This is a genomic window from Pseudomonas sp. YeP6b (genome assembly GCF_025642995.1).
Lineage (GTDB): Bacteria > Pseudomonadota > Gammaproteobacteria > Pseudomonadales > Pseudomonadaceae > Aquipseudomonas.
In genome coordinates this window covers 3,296,406-3,314,816 of the sequence record NZ_CP080090.1, presented here as the reverse complement: position 1 = coordinate 3,314,816, position 18,411 = coordinate 3,296,406, and the positions used below count along the sequence as shown (strand labels likewise).

Here is an 18,411-nt window from a genome sequence, read left to right as displayed (position 1 = left end):
TTTTACATCACGCTACGATGTCGCTGGCAACTGCCTGGCCAACGGTGGTGACGAGGAAATCCGCCACGCCGTGCCCGGAGAAGTCCACGGCCAAGGTGCCCAGGTTAGTACCCGAGGCATAGCTCAGCACAGCGTCGCCGGCGTGGCCGGTGAACGCGTTGACGAAGGTCAAGCCTGCACCTTTGGTGATGCCGGACAGGTCGATCTTGTCCGAACCCGAGGTGAAGTCAAAGATCTTGTCGGCAGCACCAGGCTTGGAGTCGGAGCTGGCACCGAACACGAAGGTGTCATTGCCGGCGCCGCCCCACAGTTGGTCCGCACCGCCACCGCCGTAGATGATGTCGTTGCCGGCACCGCCTTTGATGAGGTTGGCTGCGTTGTTACCAATGATCAGGTCGTTGCCCGAACCACCGAACGCGTTCTCGACGGTGACGCCCTTGGCGATGGACACGTTGCCCACCAGGCCGCCAACGTCGGAGAACGAGGCCTCATTGAGGTTGATCTTCTGGTTCTGGGTAAAACCGGAGAAGTCCAGGGTGTCGTTGCCGCCACCGTCCCATACCGAGAACACCAGCTTGTCGGCATTGGATGTGGCGCTGTAGAAATCACGCCCGGTGTTGGAGTTGAACCCGTAAGTGGTGTCACCGGCGCGGGTGTTGTAGTTGGCACCGTAGAGCTTCTGGATCGCGGCGATGTCGTCGATCAGCGGGCCTGAGGCGTAAGCTTCGACGCCGCCTTTGGTGAAGTTCTGGTTGGTATTGCTCTCGCTCCAGTAACTCATGACGCTGTAGCCGCGCGTGTCCTGTCCATAGTCCGCGTTTTTGTAGGTCGGGTTGCCGGTCCCGGCGTTGTAGTCGCCAGGGTGCGCCAGGCCCAGGGTATGGCCGATTTCGTGGGTCAGGGTCTGCCGGCCATAGTTGTTCAGGTCCGGGGCCTTGTTCGGCGTGTAGCTGCTGTTGGTCAGGTACCACGACGTGCCGTCGTAGCCTGCGCCGGTGCCGGGCAGGTAAGCGAAGGCTGCAGCGCCGGCCTGGCCGCCGCTGTAGTTGCCGAAGGTCATGTGTGTGTCACCGCCCGAGGCGCTTTCGGTAAAGCTCACGTTGGCGACATCCGCCCAGGATTGCATGGCCAATACGGCCTGTGCTTTCTGCTGGGTGTTGAACTGGCTGAACCCGGAGATGCCATGTTTGTTCATGGTCGCCGAGCTGGCCGAGGTGAGGAAGGTGTAGGTCAGATCAATCTTGCCGTTGTGGTTCACGTCCTTGTAAGCGGCGCCATCGCGCAGCAGGTGGTCCGCTGCCTGGTCCACGGTAAAGGAGGGTTTGCCATTCACCGTGAGGTTGCCGCCACGGTCATACTGATGGCTAAAACTATCGATTTGCGAGTAAGCAGTGCTGGCTTGCGCGGCAGACACGATAGCTTTGTCTTTTACTTTTGACATAAACGTACTTCCTTGTTTGCAAGTGCATCAGTCTTTGGTCGATAGGAACCTCGCGGACGAGATCGTCCCATCACTCACCTCTTTTGAAGGCGTATCGAAACTGACACAACTTGAAATCTTTCGTCTACACATATTTCCGCAGCGAAAATGTGACACAGATTCAACTTAAGGAAGACCCGGGCAGTGTTTATTGGGGGCAATTGCTTTTGCCCATCGGCGGCGCACTGGGTGTTATTTAAATATTAAATACAGGTAAAGCCGCTCTAATTGAGCGGCCCACTTAAATAGTGGATCCACTATATTGTCACGGTGTCATTGGCAACATTAAAGAGCCACTACTTAGACTATTAATTAATGTTGTCCCCTATTACCGGGCCACACTCCAGCCGCTCTTGTGTAATGCCGCTAATAATGTCTCGCTCGCAAGCCCCGGCACCTTGACGCCTTCGTCGGTGCTCATGGCCTCGCCGGCCAGTATGGCGTTGATGATCGCCTCCTCCACCGCCTCCGCCGCCGCGCTGAACAGCGGCGAAATATGGTCGTTATTGACCATCTGCAACGCGGTGCTCAACGGCAAGCCTTTGCGCCCGTAATCCGCCGGTGGCAGGTTCTGGTTGCCGGTGGCGAACGCCAGGAACAGATCGCCGCTGGAATCCTCGGTGCCGCCACCCGTGCGCGCAATGCCAATGGCGGCGCGCTGCGCCAGGCGCTGGCACTGGTGCGGCAATAACGGTGCGTCGGTGGCGATGATCACCACAATCGAGCCCATGCCCGGCGTACCGCGCTCGGCAAACGGTGAAGGAATCTCCATCAAATGGCGGCCCACTGGGTAGCCATCGACCCGCAGCTCCTGGCGCTTGCCATGGTTGGCCTGCACCAGCACGCCGACGGTCCAGCCGCCCTGCGCGGCTGGCAAGCGCCGCGACGCGGTGCCGATGCCGCCCTTGAACTCATGGCAGATCATCCCGGTGCCACCGCCCACCGCGCCCTCCTGCACCGGCCCGCTTTCGGCATTGTCCAGTGCCTGGCGCACATGCTCAGGCTTGACGTGCTGACCCCAGATATCGTTGAGCAGGCCGTCATAGGTTTCCATCACCACCGGCATGCACCAATACACCGCCGGGTCCGCCAGGCGCTCGCGCTCCAGGGCGATCAAGGTGTCACGCACAATACCGATGCTGTGGGTGTTGGTGATCGCCACCGGCGTGGTCAGCAGCCCCGCCTCGCTGATCCACTCAAGGCCGGTGGCATCGCCGTTGCCATTGAGTACGTGGTAGCCGGCAAAACACGGCTGCTGGCGCGCCTCACCCGCGCGCGGCTGCACTAGCGTGACGCCGGTGCGCACCTGTTTGCCGTCGATACGCGTCTTGAGCGTACTGTGGCCGACCCGGACACCGGGAACATCGGTGATGGCATTCAATTCGCCGGGCGTGCCCAGCCCCAACGTGATGCCCATTTGACGTGCGCGCATACCCACTCCTTACAATTTCTGATACGCCGGACTCGACCGGCCACTGATGCAATACAAAATCACCGACAACGCCAGCAAGCCGATGATGATCATGATGTCGCGCATGGACGCCGCAGCGATCAGGGTCACCAACAGGTAGCCCGCGCCCAGCACGGCCAGCAAAGCCGGCAACGGCCACAACGGCATGCGATAGGGATGCTCGCGATCACGCAGCAACACCCGGCTCATCAGCGCGCTCAGCGCCACCACCAGGTACACCAGCATGATCAGCAACACACTGAACGAGGTCAGGTCCGCCAGGTTGGAGCTGAAACTCAGCAGCGCAGAGGGAACCGCCAGGAACAGTGTCGCCAGCCACGGCGAGTCCCAGCGCGGGTGGATCCGCGTAAACAGTGTGTTGATGCGCGGCGTCCACAGCGCGTCGCGGCCACTGCTGAACACCACGCGGCCAATCTGGATAACGATAGCCACAATCGCGTTGAACACGGAGAGGAAGATCCCCGCGCTGACCAAGCGCGACAAGGTTTCATTGCCATGGCTGGTCAGCAGGTAACCGATAGGGTCCGGGCTGCTGATCATCGCGCTCAGCGAGGGCGCGCCGATCAACAGTGCGGCGATCGGTACCAGCTCGATCACCACCACCAACCCCAGTGACCACAGCACGGCCTTGTGCACGCCTTTGCCGCCGCACTTCATGTCTTCGGCCAGCAATACGGCCGGGCCGTAACCGTTGTACGAGAACAGGCCGATGCCGACGGCACCGACCACCAACGCCCACGGCGCCAGGTGCAACACGCCGTTTTCGACGATTTGCGGCTCAAACAGCACGCTGGCCGGCTGTACCGGATTACCGAAGCCGATAAACACGATTACCAGCAACGCCGCGACTTCCAGCAGCAAGCACGTGCCGGTGATCCAGGCATTGAGCTTGATATTGAGGATGCCCAAGGCGTAGCTGCACACCACGATCACCAGGGCGACGGTTTGTGAGTCGAATTGGGTCCCCAGGGCAGTGTTCAGATAGGTCGCGGCGCCCGTGGCCAAGACCGGTGGGATAAACAGCAACATCACCAGCACGGTCAAAAAGGTCGCATAACCGGCCATGCCGCCAAACACCCGCTTGGCGTACACATACTCACCGCCGGCGCTGTTATGCGCGCGGCCCAGTTCGGCGTAACAGAAAGCGAACATCAGCGCGAGCAAGGCGGCCATCACAAACGCGAGGAATACACCGCTGCCCGCTTGCTGGATGGCAAACGGCGCAATCACGAACACGGAACTGGCCGGCGTGACCGCGGAAACGGTGATGGCCACTACATCGAAAACGCTTAGGGTGGGTTTGAGCACGCCATTTGGCGCGTGGGAAGCACTCATATCGTTATCCTCTGTCGTTGTTTTTGGTAGGAGGCAGAAACGAAAGGTCGGGCTTTTGCGGGATATGTTTCCCACTGGATGACGGCAAAAGTAAACGCTGCGTTTACGCAGGCCAATTCCCCTATTGGCGTACTCCCCTTGACGGTACGCGTTAAAAGCCGAACCCTTGGCCGATCTTTTGCTGGCGGGAGCCTGTTACATGAGCCTGTTCAGAGAGGTCAGCATGCACGCAGGCCTGGGCCGCACCGTCGCGCACATCGGCACCGAACGGTTCTGGAAGCAGTTGGTGCTGTTACTGCACCAATGCCTGCCGTTCGATAACGCCCTGGCGATTTTCTACCCGCTGGATGGCCCGCCCCAGGCCTTGGAAGAATACGACGCCCAGCCCAGCAGCAAACCAGCGTCGATGCTGGTGTACCTCAATGGCTTGTATTTGCTCGACCCGTTTTACCAGGCTTGCCGCGAGGGCTATGCCAGTGGCGTGTACCGCCTGGAGGAAGTGGCGCCGGACCACTTTCGCCAAAGTGAGTACTTCCTCAACTACTTCCACGACAACGTGCTGGAAGACGAGGTGCAGTTCATTCTGCAATTGCCGGGTACGGGGACCTTGTCATTGTCGCTGGGCATGCAGCGCCGCTTCAGCTGTGAACACACCGGGCTGATGACCACGCTGGCGGCGTGGGTGCTGCCGTTGATGCAGCAGCATTGGCAGCAAAGCACCCAGCGCGTGCCGGCCATGGACAGCCAGATCCGCGATGCGCTGAGCCATTTCGGCAGCGGCGTGCTCTCGGACCGCGAACTGGAAGTCGCACGGCTGGTGCTGCGCGGGTTCTCGTCCAAGGCCATGGCTGAACGCCTGAAGATCTCGCCGGACACGGTGAAGGTGCACCGGCGGCATCTGTACGCGAAGCTGGATATTTCGTCACAGCCGGAGCTGTTTTCGTTGTTTATCCAGTCGTTGGGGCATGATTTGGAAAATCCCTGATTGCGCGCGCGTTTGTGATGAGCAGGCCGATTTTGGCTGGCGAGCTTCTTTTGGCGAGCGGGCTTGCCCGCGAAAGCGGTGGGTCAGTCAACATCCATGTTTGCTGGGCCGACGTCATCGCGGCATAGGTATCTACACATCTTTTTATGGGTTGAATTCTTTGGTTTTCGCGGGGGCGCGGGGTACATATCCGTTTCTGCGGTAACGGCTGATATGGGTTCCGCCCTTACGGCGGGTCACTTTGAAAGAGCCCAAAAGTAACCAAAAGGCTCTTGCCCCACCACTCGGCACCTCGCTTAGGCTCGGTGTGCCCTCACGCAGGCTTTGGGCGGGGCCGCCGCCATGGGCCATCCTTGGCCCATCGCGGCTAAACCGGCGTCCTGCCGGTTTACCCACGCCCAAAGCCTGCGTTCGGCCATCGTGGTTAACGGGGCGCCTCAGATCAAGATCAAAAGCGAAGCCAAGGCGGCCTGACAGCCGACCTGATCTCTGAAACTGAACTCAATCTAATGTGGGAGCTGGCTTTGCCTGCGATGGCATCAACTGGTTATGCCTGATACACCGAGGTGTCTGCATCGCAGCGGTGCGGCGGTCCGACAAGCCAGCTCCCACAGAAAAGCAGATCTGCTTCTGCTGTGCTTCTGCTGTGCTTTTGCTTCAACCACTCAGGTCGGCTACCAGGCCGCCGTGCTCTTGCTTTTGATCTTGATCTTGATCTGAGGCGCCCGTTAACCACGATGGCCGAACGCAGGCTTGAATCCGTGGGTAACCCGGCAGGACGCCAGGTTAGCCGCGATGGGCCAAGGATGGCCCATGGCGGCGGCCCACGGATTCAAGCCGGGTGAGGCAACCGTGTCGAAATTCAAGCCATTGGGGCAAGAGCCTTTGATCGCGCAACCATCGCATTAAGATCGTCACCAGCTTTCTCATGCATGCAACCAGCTAGGTAGCCGTTACCGCAGCAAGGAGATGGTTGTAGAACCTAAAATCACCAAAAAACTCTTCGAGGACAAAGACGGTTGCGTAGCAACCATGGTCGAACCTCAGCTCGACCGCTCCCATATCCGTCTACGCCCTTTGTAGAGGCCGCTATCGCAGTGAACGGCGCCACACCAACCAAGGCAGCCACTTGTTTGCGATTAACCTATCGCCCGGTACGGAACCATCGCCAGCAGCGAAAGTGCGAGCACGTTGCCAACACCAGCGACCTCGCGTAGCAAATCATAATTGGCCTTCCAGACCGGGGAAGCCTTTGATGGCTTCGTGCAAGTCATCGTCTGTGCTTTTTAAGCCGCTTTTGAAGCCAGGTGATATGTGCCTTGATGTCTCTTCGAAGTGCCTTGAATACCGCCTCCGGGCGCAGCCGGACTCTCCGCCGCGATCATGTCGATGAGTTGGCGGCGTCGAGTGAGTAGATCTGCCAGCTCACGAGTGTGTTCATCTGAAACTGAATCTCGGATTTGACCGCCTGGGCCCTTTCCGCAATCACCTGGGCAGCGATCGGTTTTAGCCAACCGACCGGTGCCTGGCGAAATCACGCACCTGGCAGGGGTTGACGACAACGACTGGCAGCGGTGCAGCGGGTCCCGCCGCAAAGCCGCTCATATCCCCAGAAACACCACCAAAACCGGCTCCTGCTGCTTGAGATGTGCTTTAGCTAAACGCTGGATATCTTCAGGTGTTCGACTTGGCCAGTGGTGCTGACGCCGTGAGTCGAGCTTTTGTTCGGAAACATCAATTCCGACAAACGCAGAGTCATGGCCATGGTGTTTCCCACGTCCAACTGGCGTACACCGAGCCTAAGCGAGGTGCCGAGTGGTGGGGCAAGAGCCTTTTGGTTACTTTTGGGTCCTTCAAAGTGACCCGCTGTAAGAGCGGAACCCTAGGTAGCCGTTACCGCAGCAACGGATATGTACTCATATCTACCTAAAACCCGGTCAAAAACTTAGCGCAACACAAAAGTTGCGTAGATACCATGGTCATCGCGGGCAAGCCCGCTCCCACATTTAATCTTCGCTGCTTTGGGCATTGCGTTCGCTTAACTGAACGGCATTAGGGCAAGCCCGCTCGCCACCACAGGTAAACCTATCGCCCGGTACGAATGGTGTTCCACACCCGCGTACGAATCCGGTCGATGTTCAGCGGCATCGCCTCCAGCGCAAACAATTTGCCCATCATTGCAGGCGTTGGGTACACCTTGGTGTCGGACTTGATCGCCGGGTCCACCAGGCTGTCGGCCGCGGCGTTGCCGTTGGCGTAGTGCACGTAGTTGGTGATGCTGGCCATCACGTCCGGGCGCAGCAGGTAGTTCATGAACGCATAGCCGGCTTTTTCGTTAGGCGCATCGGCGGGCATGGCGACCATGTCGAACCAGATCGCGGCGCCTTCCTTGGGAATGTTGTAGCCGATGTTCACACCGTTCTTGGCTTCCTTGGCGCGGCTCTCGGCCTGCAGGATGTCGCCGGAGAAGCCGACGGCTACGCAGATGTCGCCGTTAGCCAGGTCGGCGGTGTATTTCGAGGAATGGAAGTACGCCACGTATGGCCGTACTTTCATCAGCAAATCTTCAGCCTTTTTGTAGTCCTCGGCCTTCTTGCTGTGGTGCGGCAAGCCCAGGTAGTTCAGCGCTGCCGGCAGCAATTCCGGGCCGTTGTCGAGGATCGCCACCCCGCACTTTTGCAGCTTGGCCATGTTTTCCGGCTTGAAGATCAGGTCCCAGGAATCCACCGGCGCGTTGTCGCCCAGCACCGCCTTGACCTTGTCGATGTTGTAGCCGATGCCGGTGCTGCCCCACAGGTACGGGAAACCGTGCGTGTTGCCTGGGTCGTTGTTTTCCAGGGCCTTGAGCAGCACCGGGTTGAGGTTTTTCCAGTTCGGCAACTGGCTCTTGTCGAGTTTTTTCAGGGCGCCGCCCTGGATCTGCCGAGCCATGAAATGGTTGGACGGGAACACCACGTCGTAGCCGGATTTGCCGGTCATCAACTTACCGTCGAGGGTTTCGTTGCTGTCGTACACGTCGTAGGTGAAACCGATGCCGGTTTCTTTCTGGAAGTTCTTGGTGGTATCCGGCGCGATGTAGTCCGACCAGTTGTAGATCTTCACCGTCTCGGCGGCCTGGCTGATAGAGGCCACCAACATCAAGGGCAACAGGGCAATGGCTTTCATGGTTCGATTTCCTGGCGGTTTTAGGGCTGTTTTTATGGCAGGCGATCAAGGATCAAAGCGTTACAGAATCAATACGTAGGTCTTGCGCACGGTCTCCTGGATGTCCCAGATGCCAGTGCTGTTGGCCGGCAACATCAGTGCATCACCGGCTTGTAGGTGGACGATTTCACCGTTGTCAGGGGTGAAGGTGCAGCGGCCCTGGATAAAGTGGCAAAACTCCTGGGATTTGATCTGCCGACGCCAGCGGCCTGGGGTGCATGCCCAGATGCCGGTTTCGACGCCGTCGTTGCGCTCCACGCTCAGGGTCGAGGCCACGGCGATGGGCTCGCCCAAGGGCACGGCCACCGGTGACGAATCCGGCAAGTGGGCGTTCAGCGCGTCTTTGAATTGAGTGATGCTCATGGGTTTTCCCGTGTGAGTGAAACGGCTTAGTGCATGAAACCTTCCATGAACCCAGCCACGCCGGTCGCCAACGTGCGGCGCCAAGGCGCGGTGTTGGGGTTGGCCAACACCTGGTCTTCATGGACAAAGCTGCGAATGATCGCGTTGTAGCCCAGCCAGCGGCAGGGCTCAGGCTCCCAGGCCTTGAGCGCGTCCAGGCCACGCTCGCGGATCACCCAGGGCTGGGTGGTCAGTGGCGTGTCGAGACCCAAAATCAGATCGGCCAGGGTGCGGCCACCCAGGTTGGTGGCGCCTACGCCCTCCCCGCCGTAACCGCCGGACAACGCGATGCCGGTCTTGTGGTCGCAGAGCATGTGTGGGCGGAAGTTGCGCGACATGCCGAGGTTGCCGCCCCAGGAGTGGGTAATCTTCACGTTTTTCAGCTGTGGGAAGAGTTCGCCGAACAGGTAGCGACGCAGCTGCACTTCGCTGTCAGTCAGGTCGAAGTTGTGGCGCAGCTTTCCGGCGAACTGATAGCCGCCACGCGCGCCGAACACCAGGCGATTGTCGGCTGAACGCTGGCCGTAGGTGACCTGGCGACTGCTTTCGCCGAACGCCTGACCGTGGCTCAGGCCGATTTCGTCCCAGGTGCTGGCCGGCAGCGGCTCGGTGGCCACAATCAGGCTTTGTACCGGCAACTGGTAGCGCCCCAAAGGCGGCAACGTCGTGGCATAACCCTCGACCGCCGGCACCACCCAAGCGGCGCGCACACAGGCTTTGGCTGTGCGCAGGCTGCCAGACTGCCAGTGGGTGACCGGGCTGTTTTCGTAGATCGTGACCCCCATGCTCTCCACCACGCGCGCCAGGCCGCGCACCAACTTGGCCGGGTTGATGGTCGCGACGTGGGGTGCATAGATACCGCCATAAGGCTTGGCGATGCGGATCTGTTCGGCCAGCTGTTGCGGGCTCAGCCAGCGGTAATCGTCTTCGGTCAGGCCTTGGGCATGGAGTTTGTCGAGGTAGCGGCGCAGGCTGCCTTCCTGCTCGGGGTAGCGCGCAGCGCAATACAACGCGCCGCCCTTGCGGTAATCGCAGTCGATGCCCTCGCGGGCCAACACCTGCGCAACTTCATCGGGAATGCCGTGCAGCAGGTCAAAGGAGGCGCGGCGCTGTTGCGGCGAGAGGCCGGCCAACAGCCGGTCTTCGCCGAGCAAATTACCCATCAGCCAGCCGCCGTTACGGCCAGAGGCGCCGAAACCTGCGGTCTGTGCTTCGATAATCGCGATGTTCAGCTCAGGCGCCTGGCGTTTCAGGTAATAGGCGGTCCACAGGCCGGTGTAACCGGCGCCGATAATGGCCACGTTGACGTCAAGGTCATGCGTAAGTGACGGCCTGGCCACCAGCGGGTCATCCAACTGGTCCATCCATAAACTGATATTGCGCCATGCCGGCATGCCAAGCTCCCCTACCTCGTTTCGATAGGCTGGATCCTAGAGCGCGGGGTTATGGGCTGTCTTGCGCGCGTGCACGCAGAGAAATTTGTTTGACGTAAGCCTTGGGCGATTGGCCGGTGTGCTGGCGAAACGCGCTGTAGAACGCCGACAGCGAATTGAAACCGGCGGAGAATGCCAGGTCATCGACCTTGATCGGTGGCTGGGCTTTATCCAGCGCGGCCAGCAAATGCTGGAGCCGGGCCTGGTTGACGTAACGGTAGAAGCTCTGCCCGAGCACCTGGTTCAACAGGTAGGAAATCTGATTGCGGCTGTAGCCACACTCCTTGGCAACCCGCTGCAGGTCCAACTCGGGGTCCAGGTAGGGTTGCTTGAGTTCGAAGTATTGCTGCAGGTCTTTGGCCATATGCCCCAACTGCTGGGGCGACAGGCCCAGGCGGCTGACCGTGGGGCGCATGGCCTGGGTCGGCTGCTCGTGCACCAGGGACGCGTATTCATTGACCCGCCAAATCAGCCCATCGCGCACGGTGATGGCTTCGCTGGTGCGAAACGACACCAGGCCCTGGCCGCCGCGCAAGGTAATGCGGTACTGGATGAACGCGGTGTCGCCGTCGGCGCGGATGCGGTCAGTGTGCTCGATCGCCTCGTCGGCGCCACGCGGCATGCTGGCTTGCAGATACTCGCGCAGTTCAGCGTAACCGATGACGCGGTTCTGGAAAAAGTCGTGGTACTGGATTTCAGGGTGGTAGTAGGCCATCACGCCATCCAGGTCGCGATGGCGCCAGCACAAGTGGTGACGCAAGACCAACTCGCCGGTGGCTTGGGTGTTCTGGCAATCATCGGCGGGGGCGATGCTGGGCATGTAGGGCTCTACGACGGATAAAACAGCTGAGAGTGCCGGATTTTACCAGTGTGTGCAGGCGTCAAAAGGCACATCTGAGTAGTGGCGTTTCGCCTAGTTTGTAGTAGGAGATGACGCACATCAAATTAATCGAAAACAACTGCCGAACGGACTCAAAAAAGTCACCTTGAGCGTGCGAACGAGTGCTATTTTTGATGTTCTTCGACGCCAAGACCCGTGAAGGTCGTGGCCCCCTGCAGCGAGCTAAAGGAAGCGCTCAATGAACAAGGTGGGCAACATGAATAAAGTGACGTTCCCGAACGCCTGCCAGCTGATGCGCTGGCATTTTCATCCGATGGGCTTTGAGGGGAGCATGGACGCCCCCGGCAGCATGGTCGCCCGCCTGTTCGACCGGGCCAGCGGCGAGACATTGATCGCCATTGCTGGCATCCCTTGCGCCACCGTGATGAATGCCGCCGATGTGGAGCGCATCATCGAGGCGGTAGAGGATGAGCTGGAGTGTTTTGTACCGCCGCTGTCGTTGCGCGCCTGAGGCTGATTTGTCAGGTGATGTCTATCTAATGTGGGAGTGGGCTTGCGATGGCGTCATCTCGGCATCACTGATAAACCGAGGTGCTGCCATCGCAGCATAGGTATCTACGCAACTTTTTGTGTCGTGCTAGGCCGATGACGAGTTTTTTAGGTAGATATGAGTACATATCTGTTGCTGCGGTAACGGCTGATATGGGTTCCGCCCTTACGGCGGGTCACTTTTTGAAAGAGCCCAAAAGTAACCAAAAGGCTCTTGCCCCCACCACTCGGCACCTCGCCTAGGCTCGGTGTGCCCTCACGCAGGCTTTGGACCGTGGGCCGCCGCCATGGGCCATCTTGGCCCATCGCGGCTAAACCGGCGTCCTGCCGGTTTACCCCCGCTCAAAGCCTGCGTTCGGCCAGCGTGGTTAACGGGGCGCATCAGATCAAGATCAAAAGCAAGAGCACGGCGGCCTAGTAGCCGACCTGAGTGGTAGAAGCAAAAGCAGGGCAAAAGCATGGCAGCACACCTTTTGCCTGATATACCGAGATCCCAATGTGGGGCGGGCTTGTCGGATCGCCGCACCGCTGCGATGCAGGCACCTCGGTGTATCAGTGACAACCAGTTGATGCCATCGCAGGCAAGCCAGCTCCCACATTAGATTGAGTTCAGTTTCAAATATCAGGTCGGCTGTCAGGCCGCCTCGGTTTTGCTTTTGATTTAACCACTCAGGTCGGCTACTAGGCCGCCGTGCTCTTGCTTTTGATCTTGATCTGCTTTTGATCTTGATCTGAGGCGCCCCGTTAAACCACGCTGGCCGAACGCAGGCTTTGGAGCGGGGGTAAACCGGCAGGACGCCGGGTTAGCCGCGATGGGCCAAGGATGGCCCATGGCGGCGGCCCCGCTCCAAAGCCTGCGTGAGGGCACACCGAGCCTAAGCGAGGTGCCGAGTGGTGGGGCAAGAGCCTTTTGGTTACTTTTGGGCTCTTTCAAAAGTGACCCGCCGTAAGGGCGGAACCCATATCAGCCGTTACCGCAGCAACGGATATGTACCCAGCCCCCGAGACAACCAAAGAATTCAACCCATAAAAGATGTGTAGATACCTATGGCCACCGCGGGCAAGCCCGGCTCCCACAGAAGCCAGCTCTCACATTGAAATTGCTTTCACTCACTGACCGCGCTGATCGTTGAAAACGCTTTCTTCCCATCTACTCGCTCCGAAGCCCTGGGCACATTCACGCCCTGGCCTTCCGGCTTTTCCACATACCAATAGCAATGGCTCGCCGCCCGGGTAATGCCGACATAAGCCAGGCGCAGCACTTCGTCTTTTGCGCAGTGTCATACGGCTCGCTGTCACCGTCCTTGCCCAGGCCCGCCATGCGGTAGACCTGGTTCTTGTAAGGCGAACTGGTCACATGCTGGCAATCCCCAAGCAAAAATACTGCGTCCGCTTGCAGGCCTTTGGCGCTGTGATAGGTCAGTTGTTTCAATCGGCGCACCGCGGGCGGCAAGCTAGAATCAACATTAATAACAGACTGAATATGCTCTTTAATCAATAACTTATCGCTGCTTTTTCGATACAGCATTAAGACCGATTCGCCCTTTTGGTAATGCTCCAGCAACTGCCGGCCTAACGCAGCATCGTCCCTTTCAATACCGTTACCGGCACTAACGCCTTGGGTTCACCACTGGCCTTGGCCTTTTGCCGGGGATTGCCGGTGCGGCGCGCACGATATGCTCGGCGGCATCAATGACGTGCTGGTGGCTGCGGTAGTTCTCGCTCAGCATCACACGGGTGGTGCTGGGTGACGGGAATTCCTGGTTGAACGCCATAAAGTACTTGGGCGAACTGCCGCGCCAGCCATAAATCGACTGCCAGTCATCGCCCCACACAGCAGTGATGAACGTTGCGCCCCGGCCCGTGCATCGCCGGGCCACGGCTGCGAATTTCGCGCAGGCTGGCGCGAATCCACGAGACGATCTGCGGCGATACGTCCTGGAACTCGTCGATCATCAGGTGCGACATCGGCCGCAGCAGTGGATCGCTGAGCAGCTTGAGATTTTCGGGGTGTTCTCGCCGAACAGCGAGAACATGCGGTTGTAGGTCATCACCGGCGGCACCTGATCGAGCAGATGGTCTTCCAGGGCTTTCCAGAAAATGCTCAGGGCTTCAAAGAAGAACCGGTCCGGGTCGTCCTTGGCGAAGCTCATCTGGCCGACGGCGGTGGTTACGTCCAGCCCGAGGTTCTCGATAAAGCCGGCCGCCATGACAAAACTGTCCAGCAGCGGCGCCGAGGCCAGCTCGCCTTTGACCTTGTAGTCAAAGCCAGGCCCGGCGCTGGCGTCGCCGGCCAGACTGCTTAAAAGACGCTTTGAAGATTCGTAACTATCTATCCATATCAATGGCTTACGACAGAAAGCTTGAAACAACGTGCGCTTTACCGCCCATTCTGCACGTACCGACAGCTTCGAATTGGGTCGGCTTATCTGGGGTTCTCTCGCGAATCGAAGCCCAGCACCACCCAGGCATCCAGCTCCGGTATGTAACCGTGACAATGAAACTGCGCGCCATTGATTTCAAAGGTCTGCCGGCTTGGTTCGATACCCTTGATCGGCCAGGCACCGGCGCGAAACCACAGGTCTTCGATCACATCGCAGAGTTCTTCATCGCGCTTGGCCGCCAGTTCGGTCACGGCTACGCGCTTTTGCACATCCGGGTGGTCACGCTCGAGCTCCCTGAGCTGCAGGCCCTGGCGCGCCAACGGCGTAATCAGCTCGCGAAAGCGCGCGTGTTGGCCATGCAGCCGGTGGTAGCAGGCATTCATTTGTTGGCGCTGGGCGTCGCTGATGCGCAGGTCGAAGGGTTGCTGTCGGCGTCTTCGAAGCCACTGCTGAGGTTTTCAAAGGCTTGCAGGCGCTCAAAGCCCGGCAAGCTGCGTACCATCGGCAAAATGCGCGAGTGAAAGGTCCGCACCACGGCCTGAGCCTCTTTAACGCCAAGGGTTGGCCCCACAGGCTGAGAATCTCCATGAGCTTGTTGATGAAGTCCTTACGCGACTCTCGGGTGAAGGTCACCACAGTCATCGAGCTCAGTTCAAAGCCTAGGTAATGGGTGAGCAGCAGGATACGCAGGACCAGCGAGGTGGATTTACCGGCACCCGCCCCCGCAATCACCGAGGTCGAGGGCGTGTCACTGAAGATCATCTTCCATTGCGCCGCACTCGGCTGCGCATGCGCCGGCAGCAAGCGCGCCACGTCGGCCTTCATGCGCTTCTTCACGTCTGTGGTGAGCGGCAGCCGCCAGTCGTCGAACAGGCTGTCATCCACGCCCGGCGCTCGGTGTTCATCGGGGCGAAAGTCGCGGATCAGCAACACCTGCCGACCTTCCTCGATACCGTCGGCCTTGCCCTCGCGATAGCCATATTCCACACCGGCCTCGTGCCCGCTGCGAAAACCGTCGGCCTGGCCGTGCAGCCAGGAAAACCGATGCTGGGCACGTAAACGCGTCAGGCCATGCCCGAAAAGACGCGCAGCGAGCCGTTTCAGCAGAGGCATCTCGGCTAATGGACGAAGTTCGGGGGCAGATCAGGCGTTTGTTGCGGCACGCGGACTCCAGCGATGAGGTTGGTTTTGGCGAAGGTGCCATGGTCGCCGGAATCGGCGCTCAGTTCCAGCCAATTGCTTTGACGTCATGCAGTTAGGCGATGAAGTGAAAGTCAAAACGCCAGCAACCCATCGAATTAATGGATTGGAATCAGGCATTTTTACGCTTTTATCGATCATGCTCTGCTGGATCATGGGCACCATCAACAGGAGACCCTCATGCTCGAACTTCGACCTTTCAACACCCTCGGCGGCGCCCATCATGGCTGGCTTGACGCCCATCACCACTTTTCATTCGCCGAATACCACGACCCCAAGCGCATGCACTGGGGCAACCTGCGGGTATGGAACGACGACATCATTGCGCCCGGCACTGGCTTCCCACAGCACCCGCACCGCGACATGGAGATCATCACTTATGTGCGTGAAGGTGCCATCAGCCATGCCGATAACCTGGGCAACAAAGGCCGCACTGAGGCCGGCGACGTGCAGGTGATGAGTGCAGGCACTGGGATTGCCCACAGCGAATACAACCTTGAAGCCACGCCGACCAAGATCTTCCAGATCTGGATCATTCCGAATGAAGCCGGCTTGCCGCCTTCCTGGGGTGCCAAACCTTTTCCCAAAGGTGACCGCGAGGGTTTTGTGACCTTGGCCAGCGGCAAAGCGGGTGACAGCGAAAGCCTGCGCATTCGTGCCGATGCGCGCTTGGTGGCGGCCAACCTGAAAGCGGGGAAAGTGCTGAATATCACCTGGACAGTGGGCGCCGCGCGTATCTGGTGCCGGCGACGGGGTGATTGAAGTTAATGGCTTTGCGTGCACAGGCTCGGGATGGTGTGGCGGTTGAGGATGAGCAGGTGTTGCGGGTGACGGCGATTGAGGACAGTGAGATCGTGTTGGTCGATTTGGCTTGATCTTCGGTCTGGGGCTGGGGCGCTGGGGCGCTGGGGGCATATCCGTTATTTGGGTGATGGCTGATATGGGTTCCGCTCTTACAGCGGGTCACTTTTGGAAAAGAGCCCCAAAAGTAACCAAAAGGGCTCTTGCCCCACCACTCGGCACCTCGCTCACGCTTCGGTGTGCCCTCACTCCGGCTTGAATCCGTGGGCCGCCGCCATGGGCCATCCTTGGCCCATCGCGGCTAACCCGGCGTCCTGCCGGGTTACCCACGGATTCAAGCCTGCATTCGGCCATCGTGGTTTAACGGGGCGCCTAAGATCAAGATCAAAAGCAAGAGCACGGCGGCCTAGTAGCCGACCTGAGTGGTTAGATCAAAAGCAAGTCGAGGCGGCCTGACAGCCGACCTGATCTTAGAGGCTGAAACTCAATCAAATGTGGGAGCTGGCTTGCCTGCGATGGCATCAACTCGGTGTACCTGATACACCGAGGTGCCTGCATCGCAGCGGTGCGACTTGCCCGCTCCCACATTTACAGCTGGGTGTCAGTTACTCGGAAATGGCCCCGTCCACCAACACCTGCGCCTCTTCCACCAACTGCTTAAGGTGATCTTCACCAATAAAGCTCTCGGCATAGATCTTGTAGATGTCCTCGGTCCCCGATGGCCGCGCAGCGAACCACCCGTTTTCGGTCATCACTTTCAAGCCGCCAATCGCCTGGTTATTGCCCGGCGCATGGCTGAGGATCTGCTGGATGCTCTCCCCAGCCAACTGCGTCGACGTCACCTGCTCAGGCGACAGCTTGCCCAGCAAGGCTTTCTGCGTCGGAGTCGCCTTGGCGTCAACGCGAATTGCGAACGGCTCGCCCAAAGCGTCAGTCAGCCCACGGTAGATCTGGCTTGGGTCCTGACCTTTACGCGAAGTCATTTCCGCTGCCAGCAAGGCCGGGATCAAGCCGTCCTTATCGGTGCTCCACACAGTTCCGTCCTTGCGCAGGAACGAAGCCCCAGCGCTCTCTTCCCCGCCAAACCCCAGCGAACCGTCGAACAGACCATCGGCAAACCACTTGAAGCCCACCGGCACTTCGTACAAACGACGGCCAATACGCGCAGCAACACGGTCAATCAAGCCACTGCTGACCACGGTCTTGCCCACGGCCGCATCAGTGCGCCAGTCGGGACGGTTCTGAAACAGGTAGTCGATGGACACCGCCAGGTAGTTGTTCGGCGCCAACAGGCCGCCGGACGGGGTGACGATGCCGTGGCGGTCGTGGTCCGGGTCGCAGGCAAAGGCCACGTCGAAACGCTCCTTGAGGCCGATCAAGCCTTGCATCGCATAGCTGGAAGACGGGTCCATACGGATCTGCCCATCCCAGTCGACGCTCATGAAGCGGAAGGTGGAGTCGACTTCGGTGTTCACCACATCCAGGTTCAAACGGTAGTGCTCGGCAATCGCCGACCAGTAGCGCACCCCTGCTCCGCCCAACGGGTCCACGCCCAGGCGCAGGTCGGCGCTGCGGATGGCGTCCATGTCGATCACATTGACCAGGTCGGCCACGTAACTGTTGAGGTAGTCATGGCGATGGGTAGTATCGGCCTTGAGCGCCTGGGCATGGGTGATGCGCTTGACCCCGGCGAGTTTGTTAGCCAGCAGTTCGTTGGCCTTAGCCTCGATCCACTTGGTGACGTGGGTATCAGCCGGGCCGCCGTTAGGTGGGTTGTACTTGTAGCCGCCGCTTTGTGGCGGGTTGTGCGACGGCGTAATGACGATGCCGTCGGCCAAGCCACTGGTGCGGCCACGGTTGTAGCAGATGATGGCGTGGGAAATCGCCGGGGTTGGGGTGTATTCATCGCCTTCGGCCAGCATCACGTGCACGCCATTGGCGGCCAGCACTTCCAGGGCACTGGCCCCGGCCGGTGTCGACAGCGCGTGGGTGTCCAGGCCGACAAACAAAGGCCCATTGATGCCTTGGGCTTCACGGTACAGGCAGATGGCCTGGCTGATGGCAAGCACGTGCCATTCGTTGAAGCTCAGTTCGAACGAGCTGCCACGGTGCCCGGACGTACCAAAGGCCACGCGCTGGGTGGAGATCGCTGCATCAGGCTGGCCGGTGTAATAGGCCGTGACCAGTCGCGGGATATCCACCAGCAACTGAGCTGGCGCCGGTTTGCCCGCAAAAGGACTGATTGTCATGCATAAACCTCGAAAAGAAGGATTTTGAGAAAAACGACAGTTTACTGGGAGTTGGACTACTGCGCGACGCTATCGAT

11 protein-coding genes and 2 pseudogenes are annotated in these 18,411 nt (G+C 59.4%); 4 read left to right on the top strand and 9 right to left on the bottom strand.

The window, feature by feature from the left end; all coding sequences use genetic code 11:
* Positions 1-7: 7 nt before the first annotated feature.
* From KZH41_RS14735 to KZH41_RS14725, 3 genes are all read right to left on the bottom strand, one after another.
* Positions 8-1,441, bottom strand: a complete 1,434-nt coding sequence (locus KZH41_RS14735; protein WP_242149255.1) for a serralysin family metalloprotease — start codon at positions 1,439-1,441, stop codon at positions 8-10.
* Between the two features lie 367 nt (positions 1,442-1,808).
* Complete coding sequence (locus KZH41_RS14730) at positions 1,809-2,912, bottom strand: P1 family peptidase (protein WP_242149252.1); 1,104 nt, start codon at positions 2,910-2,912, stop codon at positions 1,809-1,811.
* Positions 2,913-2,921: 9 nt separating this feature from the next.
* On the bottom strand, positions 2,922-4,286 hold the full coding sequence (locus KZH41_RS14725) for an APC family permease (protein ID WP_263275070.1): 1,365 nt from the start codon (positions 4,284-4,286) through the stop codon (positions 2,922-2,924).
* A gap of 199 nt (positions 4,287-4,485) precedes the next feature.
* On the opposite strand from KZH41_RS14725, the gene KZH41_RS14720 reads away from it, so the two are divergent.
* Entirely contained in the window at positions 4,486-5,271 is a 786-nt protein-coding gene (locus tag KZH41_RS14720) for a helix-turn-helix transcriptional regulator (protein WP_263275069.1), read from the top strand.
* A 342-nt stretch (positions 5,272-5,613) separates the two neighbouring features.
* Positions 5,614-5,745, top strand: coding sequence for a hypothetical protein (locus KZH41_RS14715; RefSeq protein WP_263275068.1), 132 nt, complete (start codon positions 5,614-5,616; stop codon positions 5,743-5,745).
* 1,611 nt (positions 5,746-7,356) lie between these two features.
* Here the strand turns inward: KZH41_RS14715 and KZH41_RS14710 are convergent.
* From KZH41_RS14710 to KZH41_RS14695, 4 genes are read right to left on the bottom strand one after another with little or no spacing between them, the layout of a single operon-like run.
* On the bottom strand, positions 7,357-8,436 hold the full coding sequence (locus tag KZH41_RS14710) for a polyamine ABC transporter substrate-binding protein (protein ID WP_242149247.1): 1,080 nt from the start codon (positions 8,434-8,436) through the stop codon (positions 7,357-7,359).
* 60 nt (positions 8,437-8,496) lie between these two features.
* The gene (locus KZH41_RS14705) at positions 8,497-8,838 is read right to left on the bottom strand and encodes a cupin domain-containing protein (protein WP_263275067.1); all 342 of its coding nucleotides are present in this window, start codon (positions 8,836-8,838) and stop codon (positions 8,497-8,499) included.
* A gap of 26 nt (positions 8,839-8,864) precedes the next feature.
* Positions 8,865-10,271 carry an NAD(P)/FAD-dependent oxidoreductase gene (locus KZH41_RS14700; RefSeq protein WP_094953732.1) on the bottom strand — a complete coding sequence of 469 codons (1,407 nt, stop codon included), beginning with the start codon at positions 10,269-10,271 and terminating at the stop codon, positions 8,865-8,867.
* Positions 10,272-10,320: 49 nt separating this feature from the next.
* Complete coding sequence (locus KZH41_RS14695) at positions 10,321-11,130, bottom strand: helix-turn-helix transcriptional regulator (protein WP_094953731.1); 810 nt, start codon at positions 11,128-11,130, stop codon at positions 10,321-10,323.
* A 259-nt stretch (positions 11,131-11,389) separates the two neighbouring features.
* Here KZH41_RS14695 and KZH41_RS14690 point away from each other — a divergent pair, with 259 nt between their 5' ends.
* Positions 11,390-11,662 (top strand): DUF1652 domain-containing protein, encoded by a 273-nt coding sequence (locus KZH41_RS14690; protein ID WP_026013572.1) that lies wholly within the window; start codon positions 11,390-11,392, stop codon positions 11,660-11,662.
* A 1,144-nt stretch (positions 11,663-12,806) separates the two neighbouring features.
* Here KZH41_RS14690 and KZH41_RS14685 read toward each other — a convergent pair.
* Positions 12,807-15,247: pseudogene (locus KZH41_RS14685) on the bottom strand (UvrD-helicase domain-containing protein).
* A gap of 217 nt (positions 15,248-15,464) precedes the next feature.
* Between KZH41_RS14685 and KZH41_RS14680 the strand changes: the two are divergent.
* A pseudogene (locus tag KZH41_RS14680) lies at positions 15,465-16,159 on the top strand (pirin family protein).
* 531 nt (positions 16,160-16,690) lie between these two features.
* Here KZH41_RS14680 and pgm read toward each other — a convergent pair.
* The gene (gene pgm, locus KZH41_RS14675; protein ID WP_263275066.1) at positions 16,691-18,334 is read right to left on the bottom strand and encodes a phosphoglucomutase (alpha-D-glucose-1,6-bisphosphate-dependent); all 1,644 of its coding nucleotides are present in this window, start codon (positions 18,332-18,334) and stop codon (positions 16,691-16,693) included.
* Between the last annotated feature and the right edge of the window lie 77 nt (positions 18,335-18,411).

Coding starts and splice junctions, on each gene's coding strand:
- KZH41_RS14735 (WP_242149255.1), bottom strand. CDS start 1,441: ATGTCAAAAGTAAAAGACAAAGCTATCGTGTCTGCCGCGCAAGCCAGC.
- KZH41_RS14725 (WP_263275070.1), bottom strand. CDS start 4,286: ATGAGTGCTTCCCACGCGCCAAATGGCGTGCTCAAACCCACCCTAAGC.
- KZH41_RS14715 (WP_263275068.1), top strand. CDS start 5,614: ATGGGCCATCCTTGGCCCATCGCGGCTAAACCGGCGTCCTGCCGGTTT.
- KZH41_RS14720 (WP_263275069.1), top strand. CDS start 4,486: ATGAGCCTGTTCAGAGAGGTCAGCATGCACGCAGGCCTGGGCCGCACC.
- KZH41_RS14700 (WP_094953732.1), bottom strand. CDS start 10,271: ATGCCGGCATGGCGCAATATCAGTTTATGGATGGACCAGTTGGATGAC.
- pgm (WP_263275066.1), bottom strand. CDS start 18,334: ATGACAATCAGTCCTTTTGCGGGCAAACCGGCGCCAGCTCAGTTGCTG.
- KZH41_RS14705 (WP_263275067.1), bottom strand. CDS start 8,838: ATGAGCATCACTCAATTCAAAGACGCGCTGAACGCCCACTTGCCGGAT.
- KZH41_RS14690 (WP_026013572.1), top strand. CDS start 11,390: ATGAACAAGGTGGGCAACATGAATAAAGTGACGTTCCCGAACGCCTGC.
- KZH41_RS14710 (WP_242149247.1), bottom strand. CDS start 8,436: ATGAAAGCCATTGCCCTGTTGCCCTTGATGTTGGTGGCCTCTATCAGC.
- KZH41_RS14730 (WP_242149252.1), bottom strand. CDS start 2,912: ATGCGCGCACGTCAAATGGGCATCACGTTGGGGCTGGGCACGCCCGGC.
- KZH41_RS14695 (WP_094953731.1), bottom strand. CDS start 11,130: ATGCCCAGCATCGCCCCCGCCGATGATTGCCAGAACACCCAAGCCACC.